Genomic DNA, 14,681 nt, shown 5'->3' on the forward strand with positions numbered 1-14,681 from the left:
GACACCGCCGTGAGCAAAGAACCCGATCGCATTTTCGCCCAGCCCATGGCCCAGGTGCCTGACTTCGCCTTCAATGAAGACGTGGTGCGGGTGTTCCCGGACATGATCAAGCGCTCGGTGCCGGGTTATCCAACCATCGTCGAGAACCTCGGCGTGCTCGCGGCGCAGTTCGCTCAACCGAACAGCGTGCTCTACGACCTCGGTTCGTCGCTCGGCGCAGTGACTCAAGCCCTGCGCCGCCATGTGCGCACCGACGGTTGCCGGGTGATCGCTGTGGATAACTCAGCGGCGATGGTCGAGCGTTGCCGGGAATACCTCAACGGCCAGGACTCGATGTTTCAGGAATTGCTGCCGGTCGAAGTGATCGAGGGCGACATCCTCGCGCTGGAGTTCCAGCCCGCTTCGGTGGTGGCGCTGAACTTCACCCTGCAATTCATCGCCCCGGATCAGCGCACCGCGCTGCTCTCGCGCATTCGTCAGTCGTTGTTGCCCGGCGGCGCACTGATTCTGTCGGAGAAGCTGCGCTTCAACGATGCCGAAGAGCACGCGCTGCTCACCGATCTGCACGTCGCGTTCAAACGCGCCAACGGCTACAGCGAACTGGAAATCGCCCAGAAGCGCAGCGCCATCGAAAACGTCATGAAGCCCGACAGCCTCGAAGAACACCGCGAACGCCTGCTGGCCGCCGGGTTCTCGAAAGTCGTGCCGTGGTTCCAGTGTCTTAACTTTGCCTCGTTGATTGCCTTGCCATGATTGATCTGTCCCCCCTCGCCCGCCGTCTGGCCGGTACTCCGCTGGCCGACTGGGCCAACACCCTGCAGCGTCAACTCGACAAGAAAATGGAAAAAGGCCACGGCGACCTGGAGCGCTGGCAAAGTGCGCTGGATGCCTTGCCGAAGATTCAGCCGAGCGAAGTCGACTTGCTCAACGGCCTGACACTCGACACCGATTGCGACGACGACACGCGCGCACAGATGCGCACCGCACTGATGGGCCTGTCGCCGTGGCGCAAAGGGCCGTTCGATCTGTTTGGCGTGCACGTCGACACTGAATGGCGCTCGGACTGGAAGTGGTCGCGCGTGGCGCCGCATCTGGATCTGAAAGGCAAACGCATTCTCGACGTGGGTTGCGGCAACGGCTACTACATGTGGCGCATGCTCGGTGCCGGCGCCGACAGCGTGATCGGCGTCGATCCGAACTGGCTGTTCTTCTGCCAGTTCCAGGCGGTGCAGCGTTACCTGTCAGAGCCGAATGCCTGGCACCTGCCATTCCCGTTCGAAGACTTGCCAGCGAATCTGGAAGGTTTCGACACCGTGTTCTCCATGGGCGTGTTCTACCACCGCCGCTCGCCGATCGAGCATTTGCTGGCGCTGAAGGATTGCCTGGTCAAGGGCGGCGAACTGGTGCTGGAGACTTTGGTGGTCGAAGGCGACAAGCATCAGGTGCTGGTGCCGGAAGACCGCTACGCGCAGATGCGCAACGTGTGGTTCTTGCCGTCGGTGCCGGCGCTGGAGTTGTGGCTGCGCCGCGCGGGATTCACCGATATTCGCTGTGTGGATGTCAGCACCACGACAGTCGAGGAACAGCGCGGAACGGAGTGGATGAAGTATCAGTCGCTGAGCGATTTTCTTGATCCCGCGGATCACAGCAAAACCATCGAAGGGCTGCCGGCGCCGATGCGTGCGGTGATTGTTGCGAAGAAGTAAGCGTAATTCCCTGATGATCGCGGTGAGCCTACCCCTCACCCCAGCCCTCTCTCCAGGGAGAGGGAGCAGATCTCTGGGCTTTTCAAAATTTGCATTCGACTCGGAGTTTCAGGTCGGCGGACTTCACCCATTCAACTCGGTCGGTCCCCTCTCCCTCCTCCCCAAGGAGAGGGAGCTGATTGTTGCTTTCAAAACTTGAGTTCGACTCGGTATTTCAGGTCGCCGGACTTGGCCCATCCACCTCGGTCAGTCCCCTCTCCCTCTGGGAGAGGGTTAGGGTGAGGGGCTTTTGGCGCGGCGAGCGCGGAAAAACTCGGTCAACACTGCGCCACATTCCTCAGCCAACACCCCGCCCTCATACAACACCCGGTGATTCAAAAATCCCTGGGTAAAAAACTGACCTTGGCTCTGCACAATCCCGGCCTTCGGCTCCAGGGCGCCATACACCACTCGCGCCACCCGCGAATGCACGATCAACCCGGCGCACATGCTGCACGGCTCCAGCGTCACGTACAGCGTACTGCCCGGCAGGCGATAGTTATCCACGGCCTGCGCGGCGGCGCGGATCGCGACCATTTCGGCGTGGGCACTCGGGTCGCTGGTGCTGATCGGGCAGTTGAAGCCGCTGCCGATGATCTCGCCGTCCTGCACCAGCACTGCGCCTACCGGCACTTCGCCGAGCGCCGCGCCTTGTGCGGCGAGGGTCAGGGCTTCGCGCATGAAGTCGCGGTCGCGGCTGCGGTCGATGATCGCCGCCGGGCGAATCTGGCGCATCACTTCACCTCGATCGCGGCCATCAGGCCGGTTTCCATGTGGTCGATGACATGGCAGTGGAACATCCACACCCCCGGGTTATCCGCCACCAGCGCCACTTGCGCACGCTCGTTCTTGCCCAGCAGATAGGTGTCGGTGAAATACGGCACGACCTTGTGCCGGTTCGACGCGATCACCTTGAAACTCATGCCGTGCAGGTGGATCGGGTGCTGGTATTGGGTCATGTTCTTCAGTTCGAAAATATAGCTCTGGCCGAGTTTCAGACTGGCGATCGGTCGATCGGCGCAGGTCTTGTCGGTGATGTCCCAGGCCTTGCCGTTGATCTGCCACAGGCTCGGCGGCTTGCCGTTTTCGGTGTTCACAGAGACCGAGCCGACCCATTCGAAATTGAAGTTGAGTTTCTCGGCATTGGCCAGGTCCGGCTCGGCCACCGGGTTGGCCGGCAGCGCTTTCGGCCAGTCCGTCGGCGCGTCCGTATTGGCCACCGAACGCAGCGTGCCCAGGCGTACCGGGCCGTTGCGCAGCGACAACTCTTCACCGGCCGCCGGCGCCTTGATCGCCAGGCAAATGCGCATGCCAGGGCCGAGCCAGTATTCCTTGCCCAATGGTCGTGGTTCGACCGGATTACCATCGAGCGCGTAGATCATCGCTTCGACGCCGGGAATGTTGATGCGGTAGGTCAGGGTGTTGTCGAGGTTGAGCAAGCGCACCCGGGTGATCTGCCCGGCCGGCAGATCGATCACCGGCAATGGCACGCCATTGATCGTCGACAGACGCCCGGCGGTACCGCCACGGGCCGCTTCGCGGGGGATGCTGAATTCGACGAACTGGCCTTGTTCGTCGACATGCCAGTTCTTCAGGCTGAGGGTTTTCTCATACTTGAAACCGGTGGGCTCGCGCTCCTCGATGATCAGCGGCCCGACCAGCCCGCGTCCGAGTTCTTCGCTGCTGCTGACATGCGGGTGATACCAGTAGCTGCCGGCGTCCGGCACGCGGAATTTGTAGTCGAAATACTCGCCCGGCAACACCGGCAGCTGCGATACGTAAGGCACGCCGTCCATTTCCAGCGGCAGGCGGATGCCGTGCCAGTGAATGGTCGTCGCCACCGGCAGATGATTGATGAAACGCACCCGCAGCCATTCGCCCTGGCGCACGCGCAATTCGGTGCCCGGCGCTGACGGGCCGAACGCCCAGGCCTCGGTCTTGTGCCCCGGCACCAGCTCCACGTCGAGCGGTGCGGCGATCAGTTCATAGTCGTGCCCGGCCTCGGCGTCGGCCATCTTGCCCAGCCAGTAACGCGAAGCGCCTCCCGCGCCCACGCCAACGACAACAAGACCGGCCAGGCCACCGAGGATTTGGCGACGGGTAAAGGACATGAACTCAACTACCTCACGTATCAGCGACGGACCCCGAGGGATCCGCAAAAAGGCGAATACGATACACCCGCAGTTGAGAAACAGTAAGGGCGACCTGCGGCCGCACGTCTTGTCAGCCCTGCGTGCACAGCCCGGTGATCAGGTGCAGCACGCCGTCACCAAGCGGCATGACGCCAGCCACACCGGCGACACTCAGCGCCTGACGGTCAACACGCGCCGCGTCATGCAGCGCCACCCGCACCCGGGTCAGCGCCACCGGCTGCTGCGATTTGAGATTATCCACACCGCCCAACGCCGAGATCATTGCGGCGCTCAAGCCTTCGATCGGATTAGCGGCCACTTTGATTTCGTCCGGCACCAGATCCGGCGTCAACGCTTTCCAGAATGCCTGCTGCAATTTGTCGAACATGTTCAATTCTCCATTACCGGCGAGCCATCGACTTTCACCTCATGAAACCGCTGCAAGGCGTCGCGTACGTCGCCAGCGCTTTCCAGGTTTGAAACCTGTTCGGCGATGATTCGACAGTCGGCCAGATTCAACTCACGCACCGCCGACTTGATCGCCGGAATCAACGGCACGCTCACCGACAGTTCATCCACGCCCAGCCCCAGCAGCAACGGCACGGCCAGGCGTTCGGAAGCCATCGCGCCGCAAACCCCGACCCATTTACCGTGCGCATGTGCAGCTTTCACCGTCATGGCGATCAGGCGCAGCACCGCAGGGTGGAGGCTGTCCGCCTGGCTGGCCAGACGCGGGTGATCGCGATCCATGGCCAGGGTGTATTGGGTGAGGTCGTTGGTGCCGATCGAGAAAAAATCCACATGCGGTGCCAGCACATCGGCCATCAGCGCGACGGCGGGCACTTCGATCATGATTCCCAGTTTCGGCAAGTGGGTCAGCCCCAGCACCTGGGCCTCCTGCTCAAGGATCTGTCGTGCCAGACGCAACTCCGCAAGATGGGTGACCATCGGCAACATGATGTGCAGACGCGTCAGCGCACTGCAGGCCAGGATCGCCCGAAACTGTTCGCGCAACAGGTGCGGTCGCTCAAGGCACAGACGAATGCCACGCAAACCGAGGAAGGGATTGCTTTCGCTGTCCATCGGCACATAGGCCAGCGGCTTGTCACCGCCGACATCGAGGGTGCGCACCACCAGATTGTGCGCTGGCCCGATAGTGCGGGCGATGGCGCTATAGGTGGCGACCTGTTCATCGTGGCTCGGCGCTTGCTGGCGATCCAGATAGAGAAACTCCGAACGCAGCAGCCCCACGCCATTCGCGCCGAGTTCCATGGCCTGCGCGGTTTCGCTCTGCGAGGCAACGTTGGCCGTGACTTCGATGTGCTGACCGTCGCGGGTGCAGGCCGCCTCGCTGGCCTGCGCCAGCTCCTGCTGATGGCGCTGGCGCTGTTGCGCATGTCGCGCACGCAATTGGTCGATGGACTCGGCGTCCGGATGCAATTGCAACTCGCCCTTGTCGGCATCGAGCAGCACCCGCGTGCCGTTGTCGAGCGTCAGCATTTGCATCGGCATGCCGCAGATCGCCGGCAAGCCACAGGCCCGCGCGAGGATGGCGACATGACTGGTGGCACCGCCGCCGACCGTGGCGAAACCCAACACCTTGCGCGTATCCAGCCCTGCCGTCTGCGATGGGGTCAACTGGTCGGCGATGAGGATGGTGTTGTCCGCCAGCTCCAGCGTCTGCTCGTGCACATCCAGGATCAGCTTGAGCACACGCTGGCCGACATCGGCCAGATCCGCAGCGCGTTCGGCCAACAAGGCATTGCCCAGCGAACGGAACATCGCCGCCGTGGCTTCGGTGGAGGTCTTCCAGGCAAATGCCGCGCTTTTGCCCTCCTCGATCAAGGCCTGGGCCTGGTCCAGCAGGCTCGGGTCGGCCAGCAGTTCCTGATGCGCCCTGAAGATCTCCGCCTGCGCCTCGCCGCTGGCGGTGTCGCGCAGATGCTGCAAGGCCATGTCGGCTTCGATCAGTGCCTGGCTCAACGCCTCCCGTTCGACCGGCGGCGCGGCGCCGAACTCGTTGACCATGAGCGTCGCTTCGACGATCTGCATGACCTGGCCCAGTGCCGAACCGGGCGAGGCACAGACACCGCGCAGGATGTTCGGCATTTCTGCGCCGACGACTTCGACTGGCGCCGGCGCTGTGACAGCTTCGCCGCAGCCTTCGGTCAGCAAGCGGGTCAGCGCTTCGACGGCGGCCTCGGCATCGTCTCCTTCGGCGCTGACCTGCACGCTGTCACCCTGGGCCGTTTGCAACGCCATGATTGCCACCAATGATTTGGCATTGGCTTGTGCTTGCAGTCTGTGCAGACGGATCGTCGCTGAAAACGCTTTGGCCGCTTGGGCAAATACTGATGCCGGGCGCGCATGCAGGCCGTTGGGGTTGGGCAGGTTGATCGGCGGCGAGAAAACCGCATCACCTTGCGCCGCAGCGGGATTTTCGCCAGGCGATACGCCGACCCCGACATCCAGCACGGGCTGGCCAACCTCCACCAACCCGGTCGAGCCGACGAGCGAATCGAAGCGCTCGCCGCTGACCACCAGCATCAAGGTCAACAAACTGCGCGCATGCAGGGCAATGTAATCAGCATCGAAGTCGATCAGCGCCTGCCCCGCTGCGACCCGCTGCCCTGCCTCGACACGGCGGATGAACCCCTTCCCCGCGAGATTCACCGTGTCCAGACCGATATGCATCAGCACCTGCACACCTGCATCACTGGTAATGGTCAGCGCGTGCCCGCTGGCCTGCACGTCACTGACCACGCCGGCCAGCGGCGCGCAGAGCGTCGAGGACGTCGGGTCGATGCACAGGCCGTCACCGATGATCCGCCCGGCAAACACCGGGTCGGGCACCTCGTCCAGCGCCATCAGCACGCCGGATAATGGAGCCAGCAGCTGCAATTGTTGGGGTGTGGCCATGACATCACCTGCGCTTGTATTGTCTGAATGAGCGGTCACAGCCGCTTTGCTTATTTCCACCAGTATTCAACCTGCAAGCCGACATTGGCGCCGTGCCGCGCGTTGCCGAAGGCGCCCGTATCGGACAGCGCCGAGCCCTTGGCCAACAGGTTGGCGGCACGCTTGGCCGCCTGGTTCCAGCTGGCATAGGTGTAATACAGACGCACCTCGGGCCGCGCCCAGAATTCCGGGCCTTTGGGTGACCACGTCGGCGCGAAGGTGAACTTGCTCAGCTTGCGCGTGCCGTCCGCCGCCTCGACCTGATCGTGTCCCAGTTCGGTCACCAGTTTGAACTGCTCGCTCAATGCGTAGGCCGGGCGCACACCCAGCGAAAGCCAGTTCTGGTCGGCGCCACCCTGACGAATATCCTTTTGATACACCGCCTGCACTTGTCCGCCAAAACGCGGCGTCACTTGCCAGTCGAAGAACTCGACGATCCGATAGCTCTTGTTGCGGTCATCGAGCCTGACGTTACCGGTATAGCCCAACCCGGTGCCCGGCCCTTCGCCGTATTGCAGCGCCAGTTTGTTCTTGCCGCCGAAAAAATCCTGCTGCACGTGCTGAGTGGTGATCGCCCAGCCACGGTGGGCGTCGCGACTGTCGGGCTTGTCGATGTAGCTCAGGCCAAACTCCAGTTCACCGCCGGGGTTGCTGTTGAAACCGCCGACATTGAAGTCGTGCCGGTTGATGTAATCCTTCTGGTAAAGGTTGTCCTTGCGTGAAAAGGCGTAGCTGTATTTCAAGCCATCGATCAACACGTCTTCGATACCACCGCCGGTGGCGCTCTGGTTCCAGTAGTAGAAATCGGAAATGTGGATGTCGTTACGTTTGTAGTAGCGCCGCCCCGCCCACAGCGAACCGCCATTGAGCGCGGGCATCGCCGACCATTGTGCGTAGGCCTGGGGCAAGCGAATCGAGCCATTGTCCTCTTTGAATGTCGGGCTGCGATCGTAACGGTTGTACAGCGACGCCATGCCGTCGACGCTCAGCACCGAACCGTCGTCGAGGGTGTACAGATCCTGACGCAGCTCAAGCTCGCCGTACTGCTCACACTCGTTGCCAAGGCGATATTTGGTCTGCGCGCCGGGCAACTGGAAACACGACTGGCCACTGCTGTTGACCGAAGTGCCGACACCGCTGCGCAGATAGCCGCCAAACTCCAGCGCCTGTGAAGACGTAGGCATTGCCAGACAAAATCCGGCGACTGCCAGGCTGTAACTCATGGTTTTTTTCATATGCCACCCATTGTTTTTATTGTGTGGTCGCAGAAATTCAGCGCGCACAAATCCCCCGCGCAGCGTTCTGCGTGTTTTTTCAAAGGTTGTTTTTCAGTTAGTAATCAGGGGTCGGTCAGGTGCAGAACTAAGGATTCGTAAGGTCGCAGGTGCAGCAACCGCGTGCGTTTCGGACAGTCCGGGTAGTTGCTGATCAACAGGCGCTGCTCCATGGACTCGTTGATCAGCGGCGGTAGCTCGACGTCACACGCGGTGCCATAGAAGTTGTTCACTACCAACAGACGTTCACCTGCGCCCTCGCGCAGGTAGGCCCAGACCTGTGGATGCTCCGGCAGCAGCTGACGATATACGCCGTCGGAGATCAGCGCTTCAGTGCGGCGCAAGGCGATCAGGCGCCGATAGTGATGCAATACCGATTCCTGGTCGTGGAGCTGCTGCGCGACGTTGATCTGCGCGGCATTGGCCGGCACGCCGATCCACGGTTCGCCACGGGTGAAACCGGCGTTGTGCCCGGCGTGCCAGTGCATCGGCGTGCGCCCGTTGTCCCGGGACTTCTGCATGATCGCTGCCATGTTGTCGAGTTCGCTCGCCCCGGCCTCGCGCTTGAGGCGAAAGATATTCAGGGTCTCGACATCGCGGTACTGCTCGATGCTCTCGAAGCCCGGATTGGTCATGCCCAGTTCTTCGCCCTGATAGACGAAGGGCGTGCCCTGGAGAAAATGCAACGCCGTGCCGAGCATCTTCGCCGAGAGCTCGCGGTATTCAGCGTCATTGCCGAACCGCGAGACCACGCGCGGCTGATCGTGGTTACACCAGAACAACGCATTCCACCCACCGCCCGCCTGCATGCCGGTCTGCCAGTCGGAGAGAATCTGCTTGAGCTGGAGGAAATCGAAATCGGCGCGCACCCACTTCTGCAGATTCGGGTAATCGACCTTCAGGTGATGAAAATTGAAGGTCATCGACAGTTCTTGCGATTGCGGATTGGAGTAACGAATGCAGTGTTCGAGGCGGGTCGAGGACATCTCGCCGACGTTGATCAGCTCATACCCTTCGAAGACTTCGCGGTGCATTTCGTGCAGGTACTCATGCACGTTAGGACCGTCGGTGTAGAAGCGCCGACCGTCGCTGTCATCTTCGGGAAAGTCCGCCGGTTTGGAGATCAGGTTGATCACATCCAGGCGAAAGCCACCGACGCCTTTGTCGCGCCAGAAGCGCATCATCTTGAACACTTCGTCGCGGACTTTGGGGTTGTCCCAATTGAGGTCGGCCTGGGTGTGATCGAACAGGTGCAGATAGTATTGGCCGGTCTGCGCTTCGTACTCCCAGGCCGATCCGCCGAACTTGGATTCCCAGTTGTTCGGCTGGTCGCGCCAGATATAAAAGTCGCGGTAGGGATTGTCGAGGCTGCTGCGTGCCTGCTGGAACCAGACGTGCTCGATCGAGGTGTGGTTGACCACGATGTCGAGCATCAGCTTGATCCCGCGCTTGCCCGCTTCGGCGATCAGCAGTTCACAGTCGGCCATGCTGCCGTAGCTCGGATCGACCGCGTAGTAGTCGCTGATGTCGTAGCCGTTATCGCGCTGCGGCGAACGCAGAAACGGCGTGATCCACAGGTAGTCGACTCCCAGCCATTGCAGGTAATCGAGCTTGGCAACGATGCCGAGCAGGTCGCCGGTGGCGTTGCCGGCATGGCTGTGAAAGCTCTTCGGGTAGATCTGGTAGATCACCGAACGTTGCCAGTCTTGCATGGCGGATTTTCCTCTTGAATGTCAGGAACCGTGTCGGAGCTGCCGAAGGGTCGGGCCGCGATCGGACGATCTTTTGATTTCAGGCCACCCGGTAACCCGGCCGGACGATCTTCATGCTCAGCACGCAGGTCAGGGCAAACGGCACGAGCATGGCAATGAGCATCCCGATGACGAACATGGGGATGAACTGCGGCATGATCGAAATGAAACCGGGCAGGCCGCCAACACCGATGGCCGAAGCCTGGATCTTGTTCAGCGAGAGAAACATGCAACCCAGCGCCGAGCCGGCCAGCGCGGCGTAAAACGGAAACTTGTAGCGCAGATTGACGCCGAACATCGCCGGTTCAGTGATGCCGAAGTAGGCGGAAATCGCCGAGGTCGAGGCCATGCTCTTGTCCCGCGCATTGCGCGTCATCCAGAACACCGCCAGTGCCGCACTGCCTTGCGCCAGATTGGACATGACGATCATCGGCCAGATGAAGGTGCCGCCCTGGCTCGAGATCAATTGCAGATCCACCGCGAGGAACATGTGGTGCATGCCAGTGATCACCAAAGGCGCATACAACAGACCGAAGATCAGACCGCCCACCAGCGGCGCCAGATCGAACAGCATCACCAGCCCTTCGGTAATGTAGATGCCGATATGCCGGGTTACCGGGCCGATGATCGCCAGCGCCAGCACGCCAGTGACGACAATGGTGGTGATCGGCACAACCAGCAGTTGCACGGCATTGGGCACTCGCGCCCGCAGCCATTTTTCAATCACGCTCATCACATAGGCCGCCAGCAGGATCGGCAGAATCTGCCCCTGGTAACCCACCTTTTCCACCTGGAAAAGCCCGAGGATGTCGAAATACGGCAGTTGCTGCCCGTCCAGCCCGGCAACGGCCTTGCCGTAGTTCCAGGCGTTGAGCAGGTCCGGATGCACCAGCATCAGACCGAGAACGATGCCGAGGATTTCGCTGCCGCCAAAGCGCTTGGCCGCCGACCAGCCCACCAGTGCCGGCAAAAACACGAACGAGGTGTTGGCCATCAGATTGATCAGGCTCCACAAGCCATCGAGGTTGGGATAGGCATCGAGCAGTGTCTGCCCCTCGATGAACATGCCCTTGGCGCCGAGCAGGTTGTTGATGCCCATCAACAGGCCGGCAATGATCAGCGCCGGCAGGATCGGCATGAACACATCGGAAAACACCCGCACCAGCCGCTGCATGGCGTTTATCTTCTCGGCGCTTTTCTGTTTAACGTCGGCGATGGTCGATGCCGCGAGGCCTGTCTGTTGCCTCAGTTCGGCGTAGACCTTTTCAACGTCGCCCGGGCCGATGACCACCTGATACAACCCGCCGGTGAAGAACGAACCCTTGACCAGCTCGACGCCGTTGAGTGCGGCCACATTGACCCGCGCGGGGTCTTTCAACGCCAGGCGCAAACGCGTCACGCAATGCGCCGCCTGCTCGACGTTGTCGCTGCCACCGAGGCTTTCCAGCAGCTCCCTGGCGATGTTCGGATAGTCATGGCTCATGCTTGTTCTTCCGTCGTGGATTGTTGTTATTGGCAGCACGCCGAGAGGAAAAATACTCGTCTGTACGAGTTAATGCAACAACTCGTCTGTACGAGTTTGTGTGAGTGGATGAACGTCAGATCAGCAAGGATTTTTCCTACTCTGACTTAAGCCGTTTTCCGTCCTCCGCATGGACAAAGCCCTACCCTACCCTTAAGGTTCGGGGTTTTGAGCACCGTCGGCACAGAGCCCAGTCATGAGCAAATACAATCAGATCTACAGCGATTTGCTTGCCAGCATCACCACCCAACGCCTGGAGCGCGGCGCCCGGCTGCCTTCGGAAACCGAATTGATGGACACCTATCAGGCCAGCCGTGGCACGGTGCGCAAGGCCATCGATCAACTGCAGGAGCGCGGTTTCGCCCAGAAGATTCACGGCAAAGGCGCGTTCGTGCTGTCGACCAACCCGATCGAGTTCCAGCTCGGCGGCATCGTCAGCTTTCAGGAAACCCACCCGCGCCTGGGCAACGACGTCAGCACTGAAGTGGTGGAGATGTGCCAGGTCCCGCTGGAAGGTACGCTGCTCGAACACATCAATGCCGAGCCCGGCAGCCCGATCACCCGTATCAAACGGGTACGGCGCATCGACGGCAAACGCGTCATTCTCGACATCAACCATTTCGTCAGCACGGTGATTCCCGACCTGTCTGCAGACATCGCCGAACACTCGATCTACGCCCACATCGAACAGACCCTGCAACTGCAGATCGCCTACGCCCAGCGCACCATCGAAGCAGTTGCGTGCAGCAAGGACGATCAACAGCATCTGGACCTCGACGGCCAGAGCCACGTCATCGTGGTCAGCAACCAGACCTTCCTGCAGGACGGCCGCCAGTTCGAATACACCGAATCGCGGCATACGCTGGACAAGTTCTATTTTTCAGATGTGGCGCGGCGCTAATACCCGCTGACAGGCGAGCCCGTTTCAAAATATGTGGTTCGCTGACAAACCGCGATGACCTCCGGTAGTATGCCGGCGTGGCTATGGAACACCTTCCTTCTATCCCCTATGAACTAGGGGTTCCGCTCTCCACACCGCGCCTGCTTATTGCAGGCGTTTTCGTATCGATTGCACAGGTGAGCTTCAGCTCACAGGAACGGCGGACCAAGGAAGAAATCATGATTAATCAGGAGCTGTTCCTGCGGCGCCGTACAAAACTTCACGTCCCTGCGGGCTCTGGCGGAGCCACACGCGCGCAGGTCGCATCAGCTGTCAAAGAAGTCGCGGCTTTTCGATGTGTACTCTCTGAGCCGCTGATTGAGCAAATCGGCTTGCTTTCAGCGGTAGAACTCAAGAATTGGCTGCGTGAAGTCGTTCGAATCCTGCGGCGCCGCAACGGTGCTCATGTACATCACCGACCGTTTTATCCTGATTTTCCCAACCAAGTCCTCGAGGCTTCAGAGGCGGAGTTGTATCTCAACGCCGTCATTCATTACCACACGCTTCGGCGCTTGCCGCCCAGCGAACAGGTTCGGCCTGCCATGCTGGAAGGCAACTTCGTCCATTGGGTCATTGAACCGGGAAGTGTCAGCGAGTTCGAGGCATTGCTTGAGCCGCTGGTCTCATCGCGCACCTCGCTGTCCGAAGAGGAAGCCGCCGATGTCAGCTGGTTTATCCGAACTTACAAAAGCGACGTGTTCCGTCTGCTGCCAGAGACCATCCCGTTCCGCGAGATTCGCGCACTGGTTGGCGGCGCGCTGATCTTGCATATCAGTGACGATGCCCGGGTCGAGGCATTCCTTGAGCAAAATGTCGAAACGGCAACGGACGTGCTGCTCGTGGCGATCGCACTGCATGGCGGAGACGTGTCGCTGGCGACAGCGCAGACTCGCTTTAGCAAAATGAAACGTTCGATGCGTCGGAAGCTGTTGCGCCTGCTCGACGGCGCACCCAACGCTACGGAAGATGTGATGCGCCAGGCCGAACGCTGGAAACGCCTGGCCGAAGTCGTGCATCCAGGCGATTACGCTGAGCAGTATCCGCGAGCATTCGCGGCTATCACCGCAGCGCGACGCAACGATCCGCCGGCCTCGTTCGGGTCGCGTGTCGAAACAATGCTTGCCCAACGTCAGATCGCCGCCCTTACGCCCGTGCTGCAGGATCGTCCCGGAGAATTCGCCCGCCGGCTGGACGTGACGTTGCGGCGCGCCACCGACCCGGGCGCGGTGCTCGATGCCTTTGAGACCGTCGCAGCACAAGTGTCCTCGCCTGTCCTGCTGCAGTTGCTGGCCCAGATAAAAGCTCCGCGCCCCCTGCCCCTGCGGGCGTTCACACCCAAAGGAGCGCTGGCCAAAGTCTTCGGCACTAAAGATCGTCGAGAACCGATCGCCTCCCAGGTGTTAGCCCGTGCCGCAGAAATCTGCGAGAACGCCCTGATCACGCGCTTTGCGTTACTTCCACCACTGGGGCGCTGCTTTGTCGACCCGGCGTTGCGCGAATACCTAGTGCCATTGTCACAGCGCGCCGCAGCCAAATCGCTGCGCACCCTGGTACGCGGCAGTCGATTACCGATGCCTGATACGCGATTCATTCGCCTGTTTCTTTGGTGGAAGAATGGCCGTGAGCGCACGGACATCGACTTGTCCGCCGCCTTCTTCGACACCGACTTCGTCTTCCAGGAAGCGGTCGCCTATTACAACCTCAAAAGCTACGGCGGCTACCACAGCGGCGACATCGTCGATGCACCCAATGGCGCTGCCGAGTTCATCGACCTTGACCTTGATGCTCTCGTCAAAAAGGGTGTCCGCTATGTAGTCACGTCCCTTAACTCGTTTACCCGGCAGCCATATTGCGACCTGCCTGAATGCTTCGCGGGCTGGATGGCTCGCGCCGACACAGCATCCGGAGAAGTGTTCGAACCGCGCACCGTAGTCGACCGCATTGATATCGCCTCTGACACCGGCATCTGTCTGCCCTTCGTAATGGACCTGCAGGAACGCCGCATGATCTGGGCTGATCTGGGGCTTACTTCATCGCCCCGCTGGAACAACGTCGACCACAACCTCAGCGGAGTTTCGTTGATGCTGCGCGCCTTGGTGCATACCCCACGGCCGGACCTGCACACGCTTTTTGATTTACATGTGCGGGCACGGGGCGAAAGAGTGGCTTCTGCAGGGCAGGCGCAGACGGTGTTCGCGCCTCATCAGGGGCTGACGCCGTTCGATACAGACCTGATTCGATCCGAATATCTCTGACATCTGCGCGCGCATTTGCTTAACAGCAAGACGACAACACGCGATAGCTGGCTAACACACCCCCGTTGGGCCAATCGGTCATGCTCAGTCTTTGTTCCTCAAGG

Annotated in this window: 11 protein-coding genes; 4 read left to right on the forward strand and 7 right to left on the reverse strand. The window is 60.8% G+C overall.

Going from position 1 to position 14,681, the window contains the following annotated elements; genetic code table 11:
• The first annotated feature begins 45 nt into the window (after positions 1-45).
• Positions 46-753 carry a carboxy-S-adenosyl-L-methionine synthase CmoA gene (cmoA, locus tag BLU71_RS16465; protein WP_166554639.1) on the forward strand — a complete coding sequence of 236 codons (708 nt, stop codon included), beginning with the start codon at positions 46-48 and terminating at the stop codon, positions 751-753.
• Positions 750-1,706, forward strand: coding sequence for a tRNA 5-methoxyuridine(34)/uridine 5-oxyacetic acid(34) synthase CmoB (gene cmoB, locus BLU71_RS16470; protein ID WP_083353515.1), 957 nt, complete (start codon positions 750-752; stop codon positions 1,704-1,706). The genes cmoA and cmoB overlap by 4 nt, the downstream gene beginning before the upstream one ends.
• Before the next feature lie 273 nt (positions 1,707-1,979).
• Here the strand turns inward: cmoB and tadA are convergent, their stop codons facing one another.
• The 7 genes from tadA to treP all read right to left on the reverse strand — a co-directional run bounded on the left by tadA (position 1,980) and on the right by treP (position 11,343).
• Entirely contained in the window at positions 1,980-2,480 is a 501-nt protein-coding gene (gene tadA / locus BLU71_RS16475) for a tRNA adenosine(34) deaminase TadA (RefSeq protein WP_042608317.1), read from the reverse strand.
• Complete coding sequence (locus BLU71_RS16480) at positions 2,480-3,856, reverse strand: multicopper oxidase family protein (RefSeq protein WP_042608318.1); 1,377 nt, start codon at positions 3,854-3,856, stop codon at positions 2,480-2,482. Before BLU71_RS16480 ends, tadA begins: the two co-directional genes overlap by 1 nt.
• Before the next feature lie 112 nt (positions 3,857-3,968).
• Positions 3,969-4,265: a PTS transporter subunit EIIB gene (locus tag BLU71_RS16485; protein ID WP_083353516.1), complete on the reverse strand. Its 297-nt coding sequence runs from the start codon at positions 4,263-4,265 to the stop codon at positions 3,969-3,971.
• 2 nt (positions 4,266-4,267) lie between these two features.
• Positions 4,268-6,796, reverse strand: coding sequence for a phosphoenolpyruvate--protein phosphotransferase (ptsP, locus tag BLU71_RS16490; RefSeq protein WP_083353517.1), 2,529 nt, complete (start codon positions 6,794-6,796; stop codon positions 4,268-4,270).
• A gap of 50 nt (positions 6,797-6,846) precedes the next feature.
• Positions 6,847-8,070 (reverse strand): maltoporin, encoded by a 1,224-nt coding sequence (locus BLU71_RS16495; RefSeq protein ID WP_064364358.1) that lies wholly within the window; start codon positions 8,068-8,070, stop codon positions 6,847-6,849.
• A 104-nt stretch (positions 8,071-8,174) separates the two neighbouring features.
• Positions 8,175-9,821 carry an alpha,alpha-phosphotrehalase gene (treC, locus tag BLU71_RS16500; protein WP_083353518.1) on the reverse strand — a complete coding sequence of 549 codons (1,647 nt, stop codon included), beginning with the start codon at positions 9,819-9,821 and terminating at the stop codon, positions 8,175-8,177.
• Positions 9,822-9,900: 79 nt separating this feature from the next.
• Positions 9,901-11,343, reverse strand: coding sequence for a PTS system trehalose-specific EIIBC component (gene treP, locus BLU71_RS16505; protein ID WP_065616640.1), 1,443 nt, complete (start codon positions 11,341-11,343; stop codon positions 9,901-9,903).
• Positions 11,344-11,578: 235 nt separating this feature from the next.
• On the opposite strand from treP, the gene treR reads away from it, so the two are divergent.
• Both treR and BLU71_RS16515 read left to right on the forward strand, forming a co-directional pair.
• Positions 11,579-12,283: a trehalose operon repressor gene (treR, locus tag BLU71_RS16510; protein WP_064364356.1), complete on the forward strand. Its 705-nt coding sequence runs from the start codon at positions 11,579-11,581 to the stop codon at positions 12,281-12,283.
• 83 nt (positions 12,284-12,366) lie between these two features.
• Positions 12,367-14,577 carry a TerD family protein gene (locus tag BLU71_RS16515; RefSeq protein WP_231982421.1) on the forward strand — a complete coding sequence of 737 codons (2,211 nt, stop codon included), beginning with the start codon at positions 12,367-12,369 and terminating at the stop codon, positions 14,575-14,577.
• Positions 14,578-14,681: the final 104 nt, after the last annotated feature.

Source organism: Pseudomonas moraviensis (assembly GCF_900105805.1).
GTDB classification, from domain to species: Bacteria; Pseudomonadota; Gammaproteobacteria; order Pseudomonadales; family Pseudomonadaceae; genus Aquipseudomonas; species Aquipseudomonas moraviensis_A.

Excerpts from the sequence above, each read along its gene's own strand:
- cmoB (WP_083353515.1), top strand. The coding sequence starts at position 750 with ATGATTGATCTGTCCCCCCTCGCCCGCCGTCTGGCCGGTACTCCGCTG.
- ptsP (WP_083353517.1), bottom strand. The coding sequence starts at position 6,796 with ATGGCCACACCCCAACAATTGCAGCTGCTGGCTCCATTATCCGGCGTG.
- BLU71_RS16495 (WP_064364358.1), bottom strand. The coding sequence starts at position 8,070 with ATGAAAAAAACCATGAGTTACAGCCTGGCAGTCGCCGGATTTTGTCTG.
- BLU71_RS16485 (WP_083353516.1), bottom strand. The coding sequence starts at position 4,265 with ATGTTCGACAAATTGCAGCAGGCATTCTGGAAAGCGTTGACGCCGGAT.
- BLU71_RS16480 (WP_042608318.1), bottom strand. The coding sequence starts at position 3,856 with ATGTCCTTTACCCGTCGCCAAATCCTCGGTGGCCTGGCCGGTCTTGTT.
- cmoA (WP_166554639.1), top strand. The coding sequence starts at position 46 with ATGGCCCAGGTGCCTGACTTCGCCTTCAATGAAGACGTGGTGCGGGTG.
- tadA (WP_042608317.1), bottom strand. The coding sequence starts at position 2,480 with ATGCGCCAGATTCGCCCGGCGGCGATCATCGACCGCAGCCGCGACCGC.
- treC (WP_083353518.1), bottom strand. The coding sequence starts at position 9,821 with ATGCAAGACTGGCAACGTTCGGTGATCTACCAGATCTACCCGAAGAGC.
- BLU71_RS16515 (WP_231982421.1), top strand. The coding sequence starts at position 12,367 with ATGGAACACCTTCCTTCTATCCCCTATGAACTAGGGGTTCCGCTCTCC.
- treP (WP_065616640.1), bottom strand. The coding sequence starts at position 11,343 with ATGAGCCATGACTATCCGAACATCGCCAGGGAGCTGCTGGAAAGCCTC.
- treR (WP_064364356.1), top strand. The coding sequence starts at position 11,579 with ATGAGCAAATACAATCAGATCTACAGCGATTTGCTTGCCAGCATCACC.